Origin of the sequence: Luteibacter sp. W1I16, from assembly GCF_050434905.1 — a bacterium.
In the GTDB taxonomy this organism is placed as follows: Bacteria; Pseudomonadota; Gammaproteobacteria; order Xanthomonadales; family Rhodanobacteraceae; genus Luteibacter.
Window position 1 is genome coordinate 1,726,584 of the sequence record NZ_JBNDJJ010000001.1, and the last position, 18,679, is coordinate 1,745,262.

20 protein-coding genes and 1 riboswitch are annotated in these 18,679 nt (G+C 65.5%); of the genes, 9 read left to right on the top strand and 11 right to left on the bottom strand.

What is annotated here, in order from left to right:
• Positions 1-29: 29 nt before the first annotated feature.
• Complete coding sequence (locus tag QFZ41_RS07685; protein ID WP_429198213.1) at positions 30-800, bottom strand: uroporphyrinogen-III synthase; 771 nt, start codon at positions 798-800, stop codon at positions 30-32.
• Between the two features lie 130 nt (positions 801-930).
• Here QFZ41_RS07685 and QFZ41_RS07690 point away from each other — a divergent pair, with 130 nt between their 5' ends.
• Genes QFZ41_RS07690 through QFZ41_RS07700 form a run of 3 tightly spaced genes read left to right on the top strand, consistent with a single transcriptional unit; the run spans position 931 to position 2,325 of the window.
• Positions 931-1,389, top strand: a complete 459-nt coding sequence (locus tag QFZ41_RS07690; protein WP_429198214.1) for a YiiD C-terminal domain-containing protein — start codon at positions 931-933, stop codon at positions 1,387-1,389.
• A gap of 29 nt (positions 1,390-1,418) precedes the next feature.
• Entirely contained in the window at positions 1,419-1,832 is a 414-nt protein-coding gene (locus tag QFZ41_RS07695; protein ID WP_429198215.1) for a hypothetical protein, read from the top strand.
• A 46-nt stretch (positions 1,833-1,878) separates the two neighbouring features.
• A complete protein-coding gene (locus tag QFZ41_RS07700) occupies positions 1,879-2,325 on the top strand; it encodes a rhodanese-like domain-containing protein (RefSeq protein WP_429198216.1) in 447 nt (148 codons plus the stop codon).
• Here the strand turns inward: QFZ41_RS07700 and QFZ41_RS07705 are convergent, their stop codons facing one another.
• The gene (locus QFZ41_RS07705) at positions 2,326-3,438 is read right to left on the bottom strand and encodes a 2Fe-2S iron-sulfur cluster-binding protein (protein WP_429198217.1); all 1,113 of its coding nucleotides are present in this window, start codon (positions 3,436-3,438) and stop codon (positions 2,326-2,328) included.
• Here QFZ41_RS07705 and QFZ41_RS07710 point away from each other — a divergent pair.
• From QFZ41_RS07710 to QFZ41_RS07735, 6 genes are all read left to right on the top strand, one after another.
• Positions 3,431-3,883: a hotdog fold thioesterase gene (locus QFZ41_RS07710; RefSeq protein WP_429198218.1), complete on the top strand. Its 453-nt coding sequence runs from the start codon at positions 3,431-3,433 to the stop codon at positions 3,881-3,883. The two genes, QFZ41_RS07705 and QFZ41_RS07710, sit on opposite strands and share 8 nt — an antisense overlap.
• Positions 3,880-4,824, top strand: a complete 945-nt coding sequence (locus QFZ41_RS07715) for a serine/threonine protein kinase (RefSeq protein WP_429198219.1) — start codon at positions 3,880-3,882, stop codon at positions 4,822-4,824. Before QFZ41_RS07710 ends, QFZ41_RS07715 begins: the two co-directional genes overlap by 4 nt.
• A 17-nt stretch (positions 4,825-4,841) precedes the next feature.
• The gene (locus tag QFZ41_RS07720) at positions 4,842-5,285 is read left to right on the top strand and encodes a hypothetical protein (protein WP_429198220.1); all 444 of its coding nucleotides are present in this window, start codon (positions 4,842-4,844) and stop codon (positions 5,283-5,285) included.
• Positions 5,286-5,304: 19 nt separating this feature from the next.
• A complete protein-coding gene (locus tag QFZ41_RS07725) occupies positions 5,305-6,474 on the top strand; it encodes a class I SAM-dependent rRNA methyltransferase (RefSeq protein ID WP_429198221.1) in 1,170 nt (389 codons plus the stop codon).
• Between the two features lie 48 nt (positions 6,475-6,522).
• Positions 6,523-7,605, top strand: coding sequence for a DNA topoisomerase IB (locus tag QFZ41_RS07730; protein ID WP_429198222.1), 1,083 nt, complete (start codon positions 6,523-6,525; stop codon positions 7,603-7,605).
• Positions 7,606-7,670: 65 nt separating this feature from the next.
• Positions 7,671-8,591, top strand: coding sequence for a hypothetical protein (locus QFZ41_RS07735; RefSeq protein WP_429198223.1), 921 nt, complete (start codon positions 7,671-7,673; stop codon positions 8,589-8,591).
• 198 nt (positions 8,592-8,789) lie between these two features.
• Here QFZ41_RS07735 and pnuC read toward each other — a convergent pair whose 3' ends face one another.
• From pnuC to QFZ41_RS07780, 9 genes are all read right to left on the bottom strand, one after another.
• Complete coding sequence (pnuC, locus tag QFZ41_RS07740) at positions 8,790-9,371, bottom strand: nicotinamide riboside transporter PnuC (RefSeq protein WP_429198224.1); 582 nt, start codon at positions 9,369-9,371, stop codon at positions 8,790-8,792.
• Positions 9,361-11,544, bottom strand: a complete 2,184-nt coding sequence (locus tag QFZ41_RS07745) for a TonB-dependent siderophore receptor (RefSeq protein WP_429198225.1) — start codon at positions 11,542-11,544, stop codon at positions 9,361-9,363. Before QFZ41_RS07745 ends, pnuC begins: the two co-directional genes overlap by 11 nt.
• 58 nt (positions 11,545-11,602) lie before the next feature.
• Positions 11,603-11,699, bottom strand: a riboswitch (TPP riboswitch).
• Between the two features lie 21 nt (positions 11,700-11,720).
• Positions 11,721-12,854, bottom strand: a complete 1,134-nt coding sequence (locus QFZ41_RS07750; protein WP_429198226.1) for a phosphotransferase enzyme family protein — start codon at positions 12,852-12,854, stop codon at positions 11,721-11,723.
• Positions 12,855-12,886: 32 nt separating this feature from the next.
• On the bottom strand, positions 12,887-14,902 hold the full coding sequence (locus tag QFZ41_RS07755; protein WP_429198227.1) for an XVIPCD domain-containing protein: 2,016 nt from the start codon (positions 14,900-14,902) through the stop codon (positions 12,887-12,889).
• 575 nt (positions 14,903-15,477) lie between these two features.
• A complete protein-coding gene (locus tag QFZ41_RS07760; RefSeq protein ID WP_429198228.1) occupies positions 15,478-16,053 on the bottom strand; it encodes a hypothetical protein in 576 nt (191 codons plus the stop codon).
• A gap of 162 nt (positions 16,054-16,215) precedes the next feature.
• Positions 16,216-16,950 (bottom strand): DNA-binding domain-containing protein, encoded by a 735-nt coding sequence (locus tag QFZ41_RS07765; protein WP_429198229.1) that lies wholly within the window; start codon positions 16,948-16,950, stop codon positions 16,216-16,218.
• Positions 16,947-17,789, bottom strand: a complete 843-nt coding sequence (gene bufB, locus QFZ41_RS07770; protein ID WP_429198230.1) for an MNIO family bufferin maturase — start codon at positions 17,787-17,789, stop codon at positions 16,947-16,949. Before bufB ends, QFZ41_RS07765 begins: the two co-directional genes overlap by 4 nt.
• 59 nt (positions 17,790-17,848) lie before the next feature.
• Complete coding sequence (gene bufA2, locus QFZ41_RS07775) at positions 17,849-18,118, bottom strand: BufA2 family periplasmic bufferin-type metallophore (protein WP_306851094.1); 270 nt, start codon at positions 18,116-18,118, stop codon at positions 17,849-17,851.
• 88 nt (positions 18,119-18,206) lie between these two features.
• The gene (locus QFZ41_RS07780) at positions 18,207-18,677 is read right to left on the bottom strand and encodes a DoxX family protein (RefSeq protein ID WP_429198231.1); all 471 of its coding nucleotides are present in this window, start codon (positions 18,675-18,677) and stop codon (positions 18,207-18,209) included.
• Positions 18,678-18,679: the final 2 nt, after the last annotated feature.

Consider the following 18,679-nt stretch of genomic DNA (forward strand, 5'->3'; position numbering starts at 1 on the left):
GCCATACGCCAACGCATGGAACACCTCCCTCAACGGCGGGTGAACGAGACCTCGGTGGCGGCCTGGAGGAGATCGGTCGGAAGCGCCGAACGCGCCACCGCCACGCGCTCGAAACCTGCCTCCACAGCGATCTCCCGCAAGCGGTCGCTGCTGACCACCGCCACGGCCTGGACCAGCTTCCGCCATGCCGGAGCGATCAGGGCGCGGCGCAGGTGATCCAGGGCCTCGGCGCTGGAAAGCAGCACCGCCGAGCGGCGCCCGAGCTTCAGCAAGGGGTCGATATGACGCCGGTCGATACGCGGCGCCACCCGATGGTAGACATGGATATCCTCGATCAGCGCGCCGCGCAGGGCCAGCTGCTCGCGGATCAGCCCTCTGCCGCCGGGCGCGCCGACCAGGGCCACGCGCTTGCCTGCGACGGCTGTCAGTTCCGGAAGGGCGAGCACGCCCTCGCTGTCTTGAGAGGTTTCGGGGAAACGCACGTCGGCCACGCTGGCGGTCTTCAACGCGCGTGCCGTGCCACGGCCCACGGCGATCACGGCGGCACGGGTGGCCAGGGGCAATACATCGGCCGCGAAACGCACGGCGGCCGGGCTGGTGAACACGAGCACGTCGCCCTCCAGCGCGCGGCGCAGGGCCGCATCGACGGCCGTCGCGTCTTCCGTGGCGCGCAAGGAGAGCCCGGGCACGCTCACCGGGATGCCGCCGAGCTTGCGAACGCGGCGGGCCAGGGGGCCGGCGGTACCGGCGGGACGGGTGATGACGACGGTAACGTTACGAAGGGGAAGGGAGCGGCTCACTTCAAGGCATCCTGCGAGTGACAGGTCAGGATAGGAAGGTGGGGGCGTGACCACCAATGCCGAAGGTTGGGGGGAAGCCATACGGATGCGAACGGATCGCCGCGCCTCGTAGACTTGACCGCTTATGACCATGATTCAAGCTGCCCTGGCCGATCTCGAGCGCTTCATCCTCGACGGCATTCCCCTGGCCCGCGCCATGGAACTTCGTATCGCCGCGTTCGACGGCGAGCGCCTGACCATGACCGCGCCGCTGAAGCCCAACATCAACGACAAGGGATGCGCGTTCGGCGGCAGCCTGGCCAGCCTGATGACGATCGCCTGCTGGGCCCTGGTCGAGGCCTGCCTGCGCCGGCGCGGCGACGACTGCGACGTCTTCGTGGCCGACTCCACCGTGCGCTATCTCGCCCCGGTGTGGGACGACCTCCGGGCGGAAGCCAGCCTGGCTCCGGGAGCCCGCTGGGAGCCCTTTTTCGCCACCCTCGATGCCCGTGGGCGGGCCCGGGCCGATTTCACCTGCGTGGTACCCGGCGCCGACGGCAAGCCGCTGGCCAGCCTCGATGCGCGTTTCGTGGCCAAGCGCCGGGCATAATGCCGCCCGACGCCCCGAAGGAAGCCACCATGCGCCCGTTCGCCCTGCCCGCCCTCGCCCTAGTCCTCATGGCCCTCGCGGGTTGCGCCGCCGACAAGCGCAGCGAGGCGCTCAACCGGACCCTCATGGGCTACGCCTCGGCGATCCGCTGGGGCGACTTCACCCAGGCGCAGACCTTCATCGACAAGGACTACGCCGAGGAACACCCCATCAGTTCCGTCGAACAGGGCCGTCTCCAGCAGCTGCGTGTCACCGGCTACGACGAGGGCGCGGGCCCCCGGCCCGACGGTGACGACGATGTCGTGCAAGTGGTCCAGATCAGCGTGGTGAACATCAATACCCAGTCCGAGCGCAGCATCGTCGACCGCCAGCGCTGGCATTACGACCGCGAAAAGAACAAGTGGCGCCTGATGACCGGGCTGCCGGACTTCTCGCCGCGCTAAGCCGATATAATCGGCCGTTTATCCCCCTGGGACGCGAAAAGACACGATGAACGACGTACTGCAGAAGTTGCCCGCCTTCGTGAGCAACCACACCGCGCTGGTGGCGCTTTTCGTGGTGATCCTGGTCGCCCTGGTCGCGGGCGAAGTCGGACGTCTGTTCCGCAAGTGGAAGAGCCTGACGCCGGCCGGCCTCACCCAGCTGATCAACCGCGACACACCGCTGATCGTCGATCTCTCGGCCAGCGCCGATTACGAGAAAGCGCACATTCCCGGCGCGAAGAACGTGGCCATGAGCCAGTTCGACCCGGAGACCCAGAAGGATCTCTCGAAGGCGAAGGACTTGCCGGTGGTGCTGGTCGACAAGGACGGCCGTGGCGTGGGCAAGGCGGCCAACCGTCTGATCAAGGCCGGTTTCAGCAAGGTGTTCGTGCTCGAAGGTGGCACCTATGCCTGGCAGACCGCGCAGCTGCCCGTGGTGAAGGGCAAGAAATAATCAGAGCCCGTGGATGCCGGCGCGGCCGCGCAGGATCGCGTCGAGCACATCGGGCGCCACGTCGAACGAATCGAAGTAGAGCCGGTCCTCCGGCAGGTTCGCCTCGACGAACAGTTGCCGGCCCGCCGCGATCATCGGCGGTGGGCCGCTCATGTACAGGTCGAAGTCGCGGAGATCGGGATGATCTTCCAGCACCGCCTCATGGATCAGGCCTTCGCGCAGGCCGCTCATCCGCGCCGCCTGCGGGTCCGAGAGCACCGGAATGAAGGTGATCGTGGGCAATTCATCGGTCCAGCGCCGCGCCAGGTCGATGAGGTAGAGGTCGGCTACCGTGCGTGCGCCCCAGTAGACGAACATCGGCCGCCGCGTGCCTAGCGCGATGAAATGCTCGACGATCGCCTTCACCGGCGCGAAGCCCGTGCCGCCGGCCACGAGAAGCATCGGCCGTTCGGAATCCTCACGGGGCACGAAGGTGCCCAACGGCGCCTCGATGGTCAGGCGGTCGCCCACGCGCAGCGATTCATACACCCATGAGGTGAATCCGCCGCCCGGGACGTGACGCACGTGCAGTTCGATCCTCCCGTCCGTGCGCGGGCCGCTGGCGATCGAGAACGGACGGTGCTTGCCATCCTCGAGGATCACGTCGAGGTACTGGCCAGGCAGCCAGTTGAGCCGCTCGTTGTCCGCGGGCAGCAACCACACGCCCACGACGTCGGGAGCCAGGGCACGCCGTTCCACCACGACGACCTCGAGCCGGCGGTGCGGGATGTCTTCCACCGAGGCGATTTCCCGTGCCTGGATGGCGATATCGCCACACGGTACGGCCTGGCACAGCAGGATCGCCCGGTGCTGGCGCGCCGACGCCGACAATGCGACCGGTGGGTTGCGCGGATAACTGCATTGCCCTTCCACGAGCGTGGCCTTGCAGCTTCCGCATACGCCACTGCGGCACGAATACGGCAGGGCGATTCCCGCGCGCTGGGCGGCTTCGAGGACGGTCTCGCCCGCGGCGGCGTCGAATCGCTTGCCGGACGATGTCAGGGTTACGGTGGGCACCTGCGCATTGTAGGACAATGGCGGCTTGCCCCACAGGATCACGCGGAACATGGCCATCTGGAAGCAACCCCTCGACCTCGCCCGGATCAACGGCTGGAGCCGCGGCACGATGATGGAGACCCTCGACATCCGCTTCACCGCGTTCGGCGACGACTGGCTGCGCGGCACGATGCCGGTGGACCACCGCACGCAGCAACCGTTCGGCCTCCTGCATGGCGGCGCGTCGGTCGTGCTCGCCGAGACGCTGGGCAGTTCCGCCGCGCTGCTCACGCTCGACGTGGAAAAGGAGCTGGCGGTCGGCCTGGACATCAACGCCAACCACATCCGTGGCGTGCGCGGCGGCATCGTGACCGGCACCGCCAAGGCCGTGCACCTTGGCCGCACGACCCAGGTGTGGGAGATCCGCATCGAGGAAGAGAGCGGCAAGCTGGTCTGTCTTTCGCGCCTCACCATGGCGGTGATTCCCTCCACGGGTGGCGCGCCGGGAAACCTGCGCACGTGAGCGATGCCGCCCCGTACGCGGCACTGTCGCCCGATGTCGTGCTGGCCGCCGTCGACGCGGCGGGCTCGTGGAGCGACGGCCGCCTGCTCACGCTGAACAGCTACGAGAACCGCGTATTCCAGGTCGGCCTCGAAGACGGCGGTTTCGTCGTCGCCAAGTTCTACCGGCCGGGCCGCTGGACCGATGCTGCGATCGAAGAGGAACACGCGTTCGCGCTCGAACTTGCCGCGGCGGAGTTGCCGATGGTCGCGCCGCTCGTTTTCAACGGGCGCAGCCTGCTACGGCAAGACGGGTACCGTTATGCGCTGTACCCGCGCCGTGGCGGACGTGCACCGTCGCTGGAATCGGCCGATCAACTGGAGTGGCTCGGGCGGCTGCTGGGACGGATGCATGCCATCGGGGCGCGCGAGCGCTTCCGTACGCGTGCCACGCTAGACCGGCCGACCATGATCGAGGCGCCCATGCGCGCGACGCTCGGTTCGGACCTGTTGCCCGCGCACCTGTTCGACGCTTATCGCCAGGCGGCCGCGCGTGTCGACGACGCCGTGGCGGCACGCATCGACGCCATCGGTCCCGTACATTCCATTCGCCTGCATGGCGACTGCCATCCGGGCAATGTCCTGTGGACCGATGCGGGTCCACACTTCGTCGATCTCGACGACGCCCGCATGGGCCCGGCGGTACAGGACCTGTGGATGCTGGCCGGTGACGAGGCGATGATGAACGCGCTGCTCGAAGGCTACGGGCAATTTCGCGACTTCGATCCCACGGAGCTTGCCCTGGTGCCCGTGCTGCGGGCCATGCGGCAAGTGCACTACGCCGGATGGATCGCGGAGCGCTGGCACGATCCGGCGTTCCCGGCGGCCTTCCCCTTCGCGGCCGAGCCGCGTTGGTGGGAACAGCACATCGCCGACCTGCACGACATCGCCGACGACCTTTGACACAACCAGGAGCATCCATGCATTCGTTCTTCATTCGTATCATCGCGGTATTCGAGATCGCCGGCGGGCTCTTCGGCCTCGTTCACCAGTTCGACCGGCTCCTGGGTGCGCGCGTGGTCGGCATGGATGCGATCGTGGCCGTCCTCGGCGTGCTGCTGTTCGGCTTCATGCTCGTCGCCGGGGTATTTCTGGCGAGCAACGACAGTCGCGGCACATCCATGTCGATCTGGGCGCAGTTTCTCCAGGCACCCCTCGTGGCGACGCCCTTCTTCAGTTATGCGCTCTCCAGCGGCGCCTTCGCCAACCTGTCGATGACCCTGCAGCGCTCGCCGCGCCTCGGTTTCGACTGGGCGATCGCCGAGCACGGCTGGCTGCTGGCCATCGCCGGCCCCTCGGCCGCCCACATCGGTATCAACCTGCTCGCCCTGGTTTCGTGGCTCGTCCTGCGTTTCGGCCGCTAAGCCCCGGTATCATTCACCGATGAACAATCCCGCCGTTCCCAGCATCCGCCTCAAATCCGACCGCGTCCCCGGCCACCCCTGGGTCTGGTCCGCACAGATCGTCAAGCCCGACGAGCGCCTGCCCCCGGGCAGCGTGGTGGACGTGCTGGACGCCAAGGGACGATTCGTCGGCCGCGGTTTCTGGAACGGCCACGCGCGCGTCGCCCTGCGCCTCCTGACCACCGACGCGGACCAGGCCATCGATGACGCCTGGATCGCCCAGCGTATCGCCCGTGCCGTGGAACTGCGCCGGGAGTTGCTTCGCCTGGACGAGGTGAGCGATGCATGGCGCGTGGTTCACAGCGAGGGCGACGGACTGTCCGGCCTCGTGGTGGACCGCTATGCGGGACACCTGGTGGTGGAATATTTCGCCGCCGGCATGTGGCGCTTCCGCGAGACGATCCACGCCGAGCTGCTGCGTCACTTCCCGGGGGCGTCGCTGCACTGGTTCGCCGAGCAGCACGTGCAACGCCAGGAATCCTTCGACGTGCGCTCCAACGATGCGCCCTCGGCGGTCGACGTGCACGAGCACGGGTTGGCGTTCCATGCCGCACCCGGGCTGGGCCACAAGACCGGGTTCTTCGCCGACCAGCGCGACAACCGTCGCCGCTTCGCCGAACTGGCACGCGGGCGCCGCGTCCTCGACCTCTGCTGCAACGCCGGCGGGTTCGCCGTGCACGCGATGAAGGCGGGAGCGCGCGAGGCGACCGGCGTGGACGCCGACGCGGCCATCCTCGAGGTCGCGCGCGAGAACGCCCGCATGAACGGCATCGAAGCCCGTTTCGAACAGGGCGACGTCTTCGAATGGCTGCGCGCGGCGATAGCGCGCGGCGACACCTGGGACGCCGTGGTCCTCGACCCGCCCAAGCTCACCCGCGACCGCAACCAGGTCGTGAACGCGTTGAAGAAATACTTCGCGATGAACCGTACCGCGCTGGACGTGCTGGCACCGGGGGGCATCCTGCTCACCTGTTCGTGCACGGGCCTGGTGGGCGAGGACGATTTCCTCGAGATGATCCGTCGCGTGGCGTTGAACGCGGGCCGCGATATCCAGGTACTGCATATCGCCGGCGCGGGCCCCGATCATCCCGTGGCGAGCAACGTGCCGGAGAACCGTTACCTCAAGGCGGTGTTCTGCCGCGTCGGCTGACGGTACGTTCACCCGGCCTTGATCGGCCGCCGGACCATAGTGCCGGCCATGTCCAGGAAACCTCCGGCCGACGCCCTCACGGTGGCGAATCTCGAACGGGCCCACGCGAAAGCGGCGGGCCTCGTTTACGTGTGCGACACGGATCCCGGCATGACCCGCTGCAAGCGGGGCCGCTCGTTCCAGTACCTCGATGCGGACGGCAGGCCCGTGACCGATCCTTCGGTGCTCCAACGCATCCGTTCGCTCGCCATTCCCCCGGCCTACACGAACGTGTGGATCTGCAGCAACGAACGCGGGCACCTGCAGGCCACCGGACGCGACGCGCGGGGGCGCAAGCAGTACCGCTACCACGCGCGCTGGCGAACCACGCGGGACCGCGGCAAGTTCGAGCGGATCCTCGAGTTCGGCGAGGCGTTGCCGAAGTTGCGCCGGCGCCTGCGCAAGGATCTCGCCCTGCCGGGCCTGCCCCGTGACAAGGTGCTTGCCCTGGTCGTGAGCCTGCTGGAGGAAACGATGATCCGCGTGGGCAACGACAGCTACGCGAAGCAGAACAACTCGTACGGATTGACCACGCTGCGCTCGCGCCACGTGGCCGTGCGCAGGGGCCGCATCACCTTCCATTTCCGTGGCAAGAGCGGCCTGTGGCGGGATGTCGAACTCGACGACCGCCGGCTGGTGAAGGCGGTGCGGCGCGTGCAGGAACTCCCCGGACAGCGCCTCTTCCAGTACATCGATGACGAGGGCAACCCCCAGCCGGTGGATTCGGGCATGGTGAACGATTACCTGCGCGAGGTGACCGGCGGCGAATTCACGGCGAAGGACTTCCGCACATGGGGTGGCACCGTGCAAGCCGTGGCCGTGCTCGGCGCGACCGCGCTGCCCGGTGAAGGTGGCGAGCGCGCCGTGAAAACCACCCTCGCCAGCGCCGTGAAACAGGTCGCGACCGTACTAGGTAACACGCCGGCGGTATGCCGCGCCTCGTACATCCACCCGGAGGTTTTCTCGGGCTGGCTGGAAGGCGAATTGCACCGGCGCATTCCCGAGGCGTCGCTGCGGTATCCACGGAAATTGGAAGCGCTGACCCTCGCTTTTCTGCGTCGGCGACTTCGTGGCGCGAACCGCTCCCGCTGAGGCGAATGGATGGCTATAGTGCGCGCACGGGGTTCGCGTTCGATTATTCAGGGGTTGTTGTGACGATGTCGCGGTGGAAGGTGATTCCCGTATTGGCCGGCCTGGCGGCCGGCATGGTCGCCAGTGCGCAGGAGGCACCAGCCAGTCCACCGTTCGCGGTGCCCGATGCACGGAGCCATCGCGGCGTCATCGACGACACCTGGATCATCGCGCCCAAGCGCCTGGCCGAGGCCACCCTTGCCGCTGTGAAGAACTATGCGGACGAGGGCGACATCGCGGCCGGCGTATCGCTGCGTTACCACGTCGACAAGGCGGACTGGATCATCGCCGACGTGTTCATCTATCCGGCCGGGGAAGGCGACAACGCGACCATGTTACGCCGCGCCGCCGACGACTTCCGCGAGTCGGTGGCCTTCGCCGAGCGCCAGCAGATCTATCGGAACGTGTGGTGGGGCGACGAGGCCGCGTACACGGCGCGTCTTGCGGGTGGTAAGAAACTGGAAGGCCGGTTCCTGCCGATCGTGTTCGATGCGCAGCAGGACATGCTCACCTCACGCACCTACCTTTTCTACCGGAAGATGTACTTCGTGAAGATCCGCCTCACCACGACGGTGGACGCCGTGGACTCCCTGGCGGAAAGCGCGGACCGGTTCATCGCCAGCCTGCTCGACGGCGTGGACATCGTGAGCGTGGGCACCTGCGGAAAGAAAATGGATGTCATGGCGCTGGCGCCCGGGCAGTCGGCCCCGGCCGAATTCCAGGACGGGGTCAGCGCCGACGGTTACCGCGTGGCGATCAGGGGCGAGCGCAAGGGATCGCCGGCCTATGCCAGCCAGATGGCGAAAGCCATGACCCTGGCGGTGAAGCGGCAACTCGCCACCGGCTGCACGACACTGGACTACAACCCGCCCCTGGAAGACGACACGAAGGCGGTGCTTCATCTCTCCTTCGGCCCGGAAGACTGGGGCGCTTCCCCGAAGCCGTGAGTGTGCGACGAAGAACGGCCGGGGCGCGTCCCACGCCCCGGCCGTTGCCGTTCACTGGCCAGCACAGGGCTCAAGTCCTTGAGCCAACCGCCCCGGCCTGCGGCGACCCATGCATGATGGGGGACTCCGCCTGCATGGCACATAGAAGTTTTCTGAAAATCGTCACCAATTTCGCCTACGCCGCCGCGCTCGACATCCTCATGCGCTTTGCGGAGCCGCCTCGCCCTGGCGCCAGGCGCGCAACCCGATCGCCGCGAGAACCACGAACCCGGCATAAAGCACCGCCGTGATCGGCAATGACTTATAGGCGTACTCGCCCACGTAGATCACGTCCACCGCGATCCACAACCACCACGCCGCCGCATGACGTCTCGCCTGCCACCACTGGGCCACGAGGCTGAAGGCGGTCAGCGCGGCGTCCAGCCAGGGCAGCGAGGCATCGGTGTAGCGGTGCATCGCATAGCCCAGCGCCAGTGCCGCCGCCGTACCTACCGTCAGGTGCAGCAGTGCGTCACGGGGCGGCAGCGATGCGACGCGGACATGGCCGCTGCCGTCGAGGTTACGCAGCCAGCGATGCCAGCCATACACGATCAGCACGGCGAAGATCGCTTGCAGGATGGTGTCGGAGTAGAGCTTCGCGTCGACGAAGATCCACGCATAGGCGATGACCGATACCAGTCCCACCGGCCAGCACCAGGGACTGCGCCTTGCGGTCAGCCACACACCCGCGGCACTGACCAGCGCCGCGAACAGTTCGAAGAGGGAAAGCTCAAAGTTCATAGGTCATCGACAAGCGAGCCAGCCGGGGCATGCCGGGGAAGAGATAGCTATCGCCTCCCGAGGTACCGGTGTCGCGCCAGTAGAAATGATTGAACACATTGTCGACGTTGAGCCGCAGCGTCGTCGCGTGACCACGGATGCTCGTGGTGAAGCGGAGCCCCGCGTCGAACACGTGGTAGGCGGGCACGCGCGTCTGGCCGTCGGGCGTGGCGACGTTGGTGCCCGCGTAGCGCCAGCCACCGAGGATCGCGAGCCCCGGCGCGAACGGGAGGCTGTAGTCGGCGTAGACAGCGGTGCGCCAGCGCGGCACGTTCACCACCTGGTGGTCTTCGTAGGACGGCGTACCCGTATTCTCGGCGCGGGCACGGATGATGTTCGCGCTGGCGGTCAGGCGCAGGTTGTCGGTGATGCGGCCGGCCGCGTTGAGTTCCAGGCCTGTGTGCATTTCCTGGCCCTGCTGCACGAAGGTGAAACCTTCCGCCGTGTCGTCAGAACGCGCGAACTGGTACGACTGGCGGATGCGGTAGACGGCCGCCTGCACGTCGAGCGCATCGTTGACCGCGTACTTCACGCCGGCCTCGACCTGGCGCGAATGCAGCGGCGCGAGAGTCGTTCCCCCGTTCGACGTCCAGTAAGGCGCCTCGCGGCCCAGCGACAGGCCTTCGCCATAACTCACGTAGGTCGTGAGTGGTGCGTTCGGCTGCCAGAGGACCGCCGCCTGCGGCAACGTCCTGGTCATCCGCGTCGTCCGCTCGAGTGCCCCGGCATCGTCGTATGCACGCTCGTTCAGGCGAACGAAGCGCGCGCCCGCGAGCACTTGCCACGCCTCGCCGAGATGGACGCGGTCGATGGCGAACAGCGTGCGCTGCCAACTGGTGAGACGCCGCGCGGAAGGACCGGGCTGGTTCGGTGATGGGTCGAAGGGAGGCACGACCCAGTCATCGATATTGGCGGTGCCCACGTAGTCGTAGACATAGGGGCGCTGATCGACCGTGCGCCGGAAAGCCGAGGCGCCCAGATTGACCTCGTGGTCCAGGGCGCCCGTCGCGAACGTACCCGTGAGCACGCCGCGCACTTCGTCGTTCTGCCGGGTGTCGTCCGGGCTGCGGAAGTCGTAGACGTCGTAGTCGCCATTGGGCGCGAAGAAATAACCGGGTGTGGCACCTGAAGCGCAGGAGGCCGCGTAGAAGCAACCGTACGCGAAGGCGACGTTGTCGTCGATCACGGTATGACTGTGGCCAGCCGAAACCTGTGCGTTCCAGTTGTCATTGAAGCGATAGTTGAAGCGCAACGACGTGTTGCTCGAGTGGATGCCGACCGGACGCTGCCACGACTGGTAGCCGAGCAACGCCGTGCGGCTCGGATGCGCGGGCAGGGTCGTGCCACCAAGCAACTGATAACCGGAGGCGGAACGCTGGCCGCTGGTCTGGTAATCGGTGTCCAGCAGCAGCGTGGCCTTGTCCGTGATCTTCCAGTCGGCGCCGATCGACAGGAAGCTGCGCCGGCCATCGGCATGCTCGATGTAGGAGTGCGTCTTCTCGTTCGCCGCGTTCACGCGCACGCCGAATGACGGCGAGAACCACGCCCCCAGATCCAGGGCCTCGTAGTTCGATCCGTGCGAATCGGTGCCGACGGTCACCGTATGGACGTCCGCCGGACGCTTGCTTACGTAGTTGACCAGGCCGCCCGGCTCGACCACGCCGGCCTCGAGGCCGCCGAGCCCCTTCAACACCTCGACGCGGTCCTTGCCTTCGAGCGCCAGCAACTGTTCCGCGGACATGATCATGCCGTTGAAGCGGAAACCGGTGGCGAGGTCCAGCGGGAAGCCGCGGATGGAGACATCCTGGTAGTAGCCCACCGGCGCGTAGTTATCGTTGATGGCGGCGTCGCCGCGCACCAGTTCGCTCAGCGAACGCGGCTGGCGGTCGTCGATCTGCGCCCGGGTGATGACGGTGATTGCCGCCGGGGTGTCGTGCAACGGTGCATTGCCGAAGCTGCCGAAGGTGTCGAGCTGGGAATCGGCGGCGCGGTACCCGCCGGCGGTGGTCGCGTGGACGTCCACGGTGGGCAGCGTGCGCGCTTGCTGCGGCTGCGACGAGGCATCGTCCGTGGCGTGTGCCACGGTGACAAGGGAAAGCAGGGCCAGGGCGAGCGGGGTACGGGTGAGGGTCATCGTCGTCTTCGGGGTTCACGGACGAAGCGACGGCGAACCAGGTCACCCCGAGGGGGATTCCATGGCTCTGCAAGCTCCCTACGCCGGTATTAACCGGGTCAGGTTCCAAGGGACTCTCTCAGCCTGGCGTTCGCCGGGCACCCCCGCTTCTAGAACGTCTATTGAACCACGAAATGTCAGGCAATGCCGCGAATGGCCGCGAGCAGGGCCTGCCCGTGGACGCCGGTGAACCAGGCGGCGTGGCCACGCAGGAAGGTGTGGTAAGCCACGTCGGCGTGGTCGCGGCGGTGGGTGATCCCTTCGAAATACTCCACTTCGGACAGGGCGAAATCCAGATGGACAATGGGCAGGAGGTTCGCCAAGATGTGGAGTTGGGCCGTGTCCAACGACCTGACGGAGCGGTATCCCTCGACGATGGCCAGTGCGAGGTCGTGACGGGCGATATCGCCTCGCTCGACGTCGAGCCAGGCGATCGCGTTGCGCTCGATGGCGGTGGCTAGGTCGAACAAGGCGAAAGTCACGGCAGACAAGCCGAAATCCAGCACGTCCGTGATGTCCGCGTCGCCGTCCGTCCCGCTCCAGCAGAGGTTGGAAACATGCCAGTCCCCGTGTGTCCAGAGAGGCGGCTGCGTCCGCAGGGCATCGGCCACCCGGGCATGCCAGGGCTCGACCGCCGCACCGATCTCCGCTCGCCAGTTGCGCTCGCCGAGATAGGCGGCCAGAGCCGGCCGCGCGGACAACTGTGAAGCGATCGCCGCGAGAGGATCTGGCGAGGCGAGGATCTCCGCGCGTGCGATTAGGATATGCGTGCCGCGTTGTGGCGCGTGGAAATCCTCCGCCGCGGCATGCAGGCGCGCGAGCATGGCGCCAGCGGCACGGGCGTGCCGCACGCCGCCGATGGGCGACCATGAGAACGCATCGCGGTAAGCATCCACGCCACGTGCGGGCTCGTGCAACTCGAAGACCCAATCGCCTTCGATGAACACGGACTCGCCCGAACCATCGCGGAGAACGCGCGGTACCGGGATGCCCTTCGCCCGTAGGAAATCGGTGAATCGGTGCTCTTCGCCCAGCGCATGCGTGTCGCGCACGCTCCGGTGATGTCGCTTCACGAACACCCGGCCCGACGATGTCGTCGCCAGCGCGGCCGCCGAGAGCGGCCGCGGGCTACGCCAGTCGATGGAGAGCAACGAGCCAAGCGCCGGCACGCGAGCCACGACGGCGACGACCTCGTCTACCGTCAGCGGCGGCCAGTCGGGCTCCAGGTGGTCACCCGCGAGCCCATGGGCGAGATGCGCGTCGTCGATCATCGGTGCAGTTTAGCCTTATGGCCACCGTGCTCTTACATCCTCATGACGGGACCGCTCATGGATTGGGCCTGGTTCTCGGCCTGAGCGCGCTCCAACGATTGCTGTTGGGTCTGTGCCAGTTCCTGCTCATGCCCCTGGAACTGCTGCATGGCTTCAGGCCACTTCGCCCCGCTTTGCTCCATCGGCGTGCTCGCTTCCGCAGTCGGCACCTTCGTGGTCAGGTCGAAGACGTGGTCCTTGCGTCCTGCCGGGGTTTGCGAGGCCCACATCGCCTGGCCATCGGCGGATAGGGCGATCCGGTCGACGTGACTGAGGCCATCGGCCCGTGCCTGCACGGTCAGTGCCGATGCGATGTTGTCGGTGTGATGGTCCGGGGAACGGTTGAGGCTCCTGTCCAGTTCGACCACGTGTCCCCGGATTTCCTTGAAGAAGGCGTGATCGGGATGGTTGGGATCGTCCAGCCGTGTCGGCAACGCGGGGGCGACGTGCGGATGAGCCAGGGCCACGCTGTCTACGCCCTTCTTCAGTCCTTGGGCTACGCGCTCCGACGCATCCAGTTCCTCACGCAGGTTCTCGTGAGCGGAGCGGCTTCCAAGCAGCGTGTCGCGGGACCACTGGCGGTCACGACCGTGCGTATAGGTGTGGCCGTCCGACGCGAGGATCTGGTCGGCGGGCCGCGCCACGGCATGGGCGACGGCCTCGGGCATGGGCCCATGCCGATCCCACCCTTCCCGCTCGTAGGCAAGCTGATAGCGCTGGGCGACACCGAGCGACGACTCCGCGATGTTCTGCTGGATCGTGCGTTCCGCAAGACGATCCAGTTCCGCCGCACGCTGTGGACTCGCCACCTCCACATGGGAGCGGGTCATGCCGTGCTCGAGCCGCTGGTCGGTTACCTGCCGCGTCCACTGGTGCGTTTGCGTCTGATGCGTCCAGGGGGCCTCACGGAGGCTGGGCGTGTCGGCGGGTGACGCCGGCTGGACGAACGGATCGCGTGCCGGGTACTCATTACCCAAGGCCAACTCGACCGCCCTATTGCTGGCCTGGTAGGACAACTGACTGGACAGGGCGGCATCCGCGAACAGCCGTTGCCCACGTGGATGATCCGGCAGGGGTGGGACGTCGATCGTCCATCCTTGCCGGTCGTCGTGATGCCAGGTGTTGCCGTGCGAATCGTTCTGATTGCGGATGCGGTACTGGTCGTAGGCATCTGCGATCTTGTCGCCCGCCACGAAGCCGGCGACCCCGCCGATGGCACCGGTGACGAACATGCCTGGGCCGGACTCGATGCCCAGGGCGGCGCCGGCTGACATGAGGGATTGGGCGCCGGCCCAGCCGGCAGCGTTCCGACTAAGGGCGTGCACGAGGTGGGAGTCCGCAGCCGTAATGTTCCCGTCGAGGTCATTCTTCAAAACTGATGCGGCTGTTAAACCGACATCCACTACGGTCCCTGCGACACCCACCCGCCGAAGAACAGGACTCGCCATAGGATGCGGCCGTCCCGCTCTACGCATGTCATCGGACGATGTTGTCTCAGGCTGGGACGGCGCCACGATGTTCATCCCAGGACTTCCATCGACGTATGTCAGACCTTTTAGCAACGTCCGATCCACCGGCAGCGGCCCATGCGGCGCCGGTCCAGCATGCTCGACGTGACGGGGCGCAAGCCGCTCGTTCGTGCCGCTGGGCTTGCCACGCGTGGCTTCCCGAGGATCGAACCGAAACACATCCATACCCTTGTTCGAGTGATGAATGACATTCATGCGCTGGTCCGCCGGAACGGGTTCCCTCTGGAGATACGGCTCGTCACGAAGCGCATTGCAGTAATCACGCATAAGGTTGCCGCAGAGAGTCGATGCGCCGTTACGGAGGTAACCACCTCCCACGTCCGAATGGGCACCGTGCACCATGATGTTGAGGAAGCGACCGTCAGCCGATCGACCCGGAAGAATGATCTGGTCGGAAGGGAACGCCATGCGGCGTTCGTCGGCGGCGGTGATCTGGAGGCCGGAGACGACCGACGGGGGTAGGCGGCGATCGAAGTTCATCGGGGCGCCGGTGGCTACTGGGTCGAATAGGCCGACTGCTTGAACAACCTTCCCCGGCGGGGCGATATAACGTTGGTAGCTAATGGTTCCGTCAATCGCACTAACCCTACTACTAAGGTCCGGTATCCCGTTCTCATGAACGAGCCTCGCAAATGCCGGCACTTGGCTGGCACCTCGACTAAAGCCAATGCTGTGGACGCGGACGATCGCAGCTGGATCCTTCAGCCTCCACTCGTTAGCCTTGACAACCAGATCATCGTAAGCCTTCTCAATATTTGATTCGTAACTACGCCCAGTAAGCGAGTCTCCCCACCTCTCGATCCTTTGCGCCTGAGTACCCGGGCCTTCGACGTAACGGGCATGCACTTGGCCGCGTCCCATCGAACGCCACCACATAGAGCTTCTCGTGAGCATTCCCCGCGTTCACCAGAACTGGAACCTTGAAATCCGCCAGGGCTTCACTGGCTTCCTTGTAGAGCGCCATGTGCCTTGGGCTCATCAACTCATGCCCGACTCTGTCGTCAGGAAAACCATCAACGCTTGTACGAATATTTGTCACTTCGAGCACTCCCTGCTCAATAGGTTCTTGTCCACGCCCGAATCAAGTCATTGCGGAAATGGCTAAAGCTGTTCCCAGGAACCTGCTCGGCCTCTGTCGCTACCATCGCCCGCATAAAAACGCTAACGACGCGATCGTTGACCTCTACGAGGATGTCAGGACTGACAGGAGATATTGACGCTGCATTAAGCCAAGCCTCCTTCACCTCATCGCGGCGCACGACATGAAGAACGAGGCGTTCACTAAACATCTCATCAAAGTCAATCAGTGCGGCATGCTCGGCGCCATCCATTGACGTCCAATGAAGCTCCAACGGGCCAGAAAACGTTTGTCCTGATACAGCGACGAAGCTGTGACTTCCCGTCCAGTCGTCCCGCCAATCGTCAGCGGGCGGTGGACCGGAGGGTCCATCTTGGACCTCAGCGTACGCGTCCAACTTGCGTGTGCCGAACTCATGACCGTGATAAATGATGCTGCAGGCGAGTGTGTTGAAACAGACCGCGCCAAAGCCGTGCGTGTGAAATCGCAAGGGCCATGGGTCCTTTCCGTATAGCGGTCCGGCAAGTTCCGGATTGGGTTTGTACGATGTCATTTGCGATCCTCCAGATCAGCTACTCCTGCATGGCAGGCATGAACTCACCTTTTGGATTCAACCGCAATAGAAGGGTTCTGAAAAACTGCAAATACTGCGTATGAAACATTGATGACGAAAGAAGCATTCATTGATTCAGGTCAACCCGGATACGAACTCGTCTCAGCGGCGTAACCCGCGAATCATGCCTTCGGCCGTCCACGCGCCGAGGCAGCCACCGGCAATACGTGCCGTGCGCTCAGGGTCGTGCGTGCGTCCGAGGTATTCGCAGAGTTCGCCGAAGCTGGCCCCGGTGAGGGCAAGATCGAGACAGGCGGATTCGTCCGCCGTCATGCTGGCGAACTGGGGCGAAAGGCCATTGCGCCACACGCGTGCGCCCACGCCTTGCTCTACGGTGACAGGTGCCGGAGGGGCGACGCCATCGGCGATCGCGCGCCAGATGGCGACGGCGTTGCTTCGCATGGGGCGGAAGCGCAAGGTCGGCACGAAGTCGATTTCCACGCGATCCCAGTCATCGGCCGCGAGGTCCCCTACCCCGATGGTCTCGGCGTCCGGTCCTGAGAACGCCCGGCGCAGATGCCAGTCCAGCCACGCCAGTTCGGCCACTTCATCGTCGGCAGGATAGGACTGTTCGAGAAACAGCACGAACGATTCGCCATACGCGTCCAGCGTCCATGACGAAGGGATATGCCTCTCGACGTAGCGCGACGCCACCGCATCGAAGACGTCATCGCCCAGCCATAGCGCCGTTTTTCCATAGGTGTCACGCAGACACGCCACCAGTTGGCAGCGGTAGTTGGCGGCGTAGACCGACATGCCGCGAGGATCGATATCCTCGGGAACGGTTCCCGCGAACAGCGCGGAGGCGAAGGCGCGCTGGCGGTCGCGCAGATTCATGCGGCGCGCTGGCGAACGGCATCGGCGAGATCGCGCGCGTGAGCGACTTCCGCCAGCAGTTCGGGAAGGGGCGGGATGCTGTCGTCACGTTCGATCATCACGGCGACATCGCCGAGCCGCTCGACGAAACGCGTATACAACGCCCATACCGGATCGGGCACGGGCGTGTCATGTGTGTCCACGAGCATGTCGCGCCCCTGACTGTGGCCAGCGAGGTGTACCTGGCGCACGCGATCCAGCGGAAGACGTTCGATCCAGTCGTCAGGATCGAAGCCGTGGTTCGTCGCGCTGACGTAGATGTTGTTCACATCCAGAAGCAGGAAGCAACCGGTGCGATCGCAGAGTTCGTGGAGGAAGGCCGCCTCACCCATGGCCGTCTCGGGAAAGTCGAGATAGGTCGATGGATTCTCGAGTACCAGGGCACGGCCCAATGCATCTTGTACGGCATGTATGTTGGCCGCGACCAAGGCGAGCGCTTCGCCGGTATAGGGCAACGGAAGCAGGTCGTGCGAATTGTGGCCGTCGATGCCCGTCCAGCACAGATGGTCCGAAACCCATAGCGGTTCGATACGATCCGCCAGTCGACGCAGGCGGCGCAGATAGGGGATGTCGACGCCGTCGGACGAACCGATGTTCATCGACACGCCGTGCAATGCCACGGGGTAGCGCTCGCGAACGCGCATGAGCACATCGAGTGGTTTGCCGCCTTCGACCATGAAGTTTTCCGAGATCACCTCGAGAAAATCGACCGGCTGTGGCGTCTCCAGGAAATCGGTGTAGTGCGGAATGCGCAAGCCGAGTCCGAATCCATGGAACGGGGTCGGCGATGGATGGGACATGACACGCTCCGCGAACGAAATGCCCGGCCGACAGGCAGCCGGGCGATGGTCGAAAACCTTTACTTGGCCGGTGGCGTGGTGCTGCCGCCCTGCGCCGTGCACTCCTGCACGGACACGGCCTTGAAGCCCTGGCCCTTGCAGTCGTTCTGGCCCTTGCACTCGTGGTTGCCCGACTTGCAATCGGACGTGCCCTTGCAGCTGTTGATGCCATAGCAGTGCACGGTCTTGCCGGCGGCCTGTTCAGCGGCGTGGGCCGGCGCCGAGATCGCGGCGGCCGACACGGCGAAGATGGCGGCGGCCGCGGCGATGCTGTGGGTGGCGGTATGCATGGTCGTTCTCCGTACGAAAGGAATGCCGGGATGGCATGGACGGATTCGCCGTGACGAGACATCCGGTTACAGCTGGATACGCTTTTTTTCAGCGGATGCCAAGGGCACGGTCGACAGAAAGGCGACCGCCACCGCGGGCGACGAGGTAGAGCTGGATAGCCGCCCAGGACAGGTGGGTGGGCCAGGCGTCCGGATAGACGAAAACCTCGATCACCGTGGTCATTCCGAGCAGGACGAAGGCTGACAAACGCGTGGCCAGCCCCAACACGAGCAGGATCGGCACGAAGGTCTCGACACCGGCGGACAGGTGCGCGGCTATCTCGGGCGGAATCAGCGGAACCTTGTACTCGCTGCGGAACAACTCGTACGTGCCCTCGGTGACGGTAAGAAAACCTTCCACCTTCGTGCGGCCCGACTGGAAGAAGATGGCGGCGATGGAGAGCCTCGCGACGAGGGCCAGGAAATCGTGTCCGATCGAACGCTCCACGCGGTCGGCGAGTGCGTTCCAGCGCGAACGCGGCGACCGGCGCGCGTTGACGGCAAGGGTGGTCGATGCCATGG

Excerpts from the sequence above, each read along its gene's own strand:
- QFZ41_RS07690 (WP_429198214.1), top strand. The coding sequence starts at position 931 with ATGATTCAAGCTGCCCTGGCCGATCTCGAGCGCTTCATCCTCGACGGC.
- QFZ41_RS07695 (WP_429198215.1), top strand. The coding sequence starts at position 1,419 with ATGCGCCCGTTCGCCCTGCCCGCCCTCGCCCTAGTCCTCATGGCCCTC.
- QFZ41_RS07700 (WP_429198216.1), top strand. The coding sequence starts at position 1,879 with ATGAACGACGTACTGCAGAAGTTGCCCGCCTTCGTGAGCAACCACACC.
- QFZ41_RS07710 (WP_429198218.1), top strand. The coding sequence starts at position 3,431 with ATGGCCATCTGGAAGCAACCCCTCGACCTCGCCCGGATCAACGGCTGG.
- QFZ41_RS07705 (WP_429198217.1), bottom strand. The coding sequence starts at position 3,438 with ATGGCCATGTTCCGCGTGATCCTGTGGGGCAAGCCGCCATTGTCCTAC.
- QFZ41_RS07720 (WP_429198220.1), top strand. The coding sequence starts at position 4,842 with ATGCATTCGTTCTTCATTCGTATCATCGCGGTATTCGAGATCGCCGGC.
- QFZ41_RS07725 (WP_429198221.1), top strand. The coding sequence starts at position 5,305 with ATGAACAATCCCGCCGTTCCCAGCATCCGCCTCAAATCCGACCGCGTC.
- QFZ41_RS07730 (WP_429198222.1), top strand. The coding sequence starts at position 6,523 with ATGTCCAGGAAACCTCCGGCCGACGCCCTCACGGTGGCGAATCTCGAA.
- QFZ41_RS07735 (WP_429198223.1), top strand. The coding sequence starts at position 7,671 with ATGTCGCGGTGGAAGGTGATTCCCGTATTGGCCGGCCTGGCGGCCGGC.
- pnuC (WP_429198224.1), bottom strand. The coding sequence starts at position 9,371 with ATGAACTTTGAGCTTTCCCTCTTCGAACTGTTCGCGGCGCTGGTCAGT.
- QFZ41_RS07745 (WP_429198225.1), bottom strand. The coding sequence starts at position 11,544 with ATGACCCTCACCCGTACCCCGCTCGCCCTGGCCCTGCTTTCCCTTGTC.
- QFZ41_RS07750 (WP_429198226.1), bottom strand. The coding sequence starts at position 12,854 with ATGATCGACGACGCGCATCTCGCCCATGGGCTCGCGGGTGACCACCTG.
- QFZ41_RS07755 (WP_429198227.1), bottom strand. The coding sequence starts at position 14,902 with ATGAACTTCGATCGCCGCCTACCCCCGTCGGTCGTCTCCGGCCTCCAG.
- QFZ41_RS07760 (WP_429198228.1), bottom strand. The coding sequence starts at position 16,053 with ATGACATCGTACAAACCCAATCCGGAACTTGCCGGACCGCTATACGGA.
- QFZ41_RS07765 (WP_429198229.1), bottom strand. The coding sequence starts at position 16,950 with ATGAATCTGCGCGACCGCCAGCGCGCCTTCGCCTCCGCGCTGTTCGCG.
- bufB (WP_429198230.1), bottom strand. The coding sequence starts at position 17,789 with ATGTCCCATCCATCGCCGACCCCGTTCCATGGATTCGGACTCGGCTTG.
- bufA2 (WP_306851094.1), bottom strand. The coding sequence starts at position 18,118 with ATGCATACCGCCACCCACAGCATCGCCGCGGCCGCCGCCATCTTCGCC.
- QFZ41_RS07780 (WP_429198231.1), bottom strand. The coding sequence starts at position 18,677 with ATGGCATCGACCACCCTTGCCGTCAACGCGCGCCGGTCGCCGCGTTCG.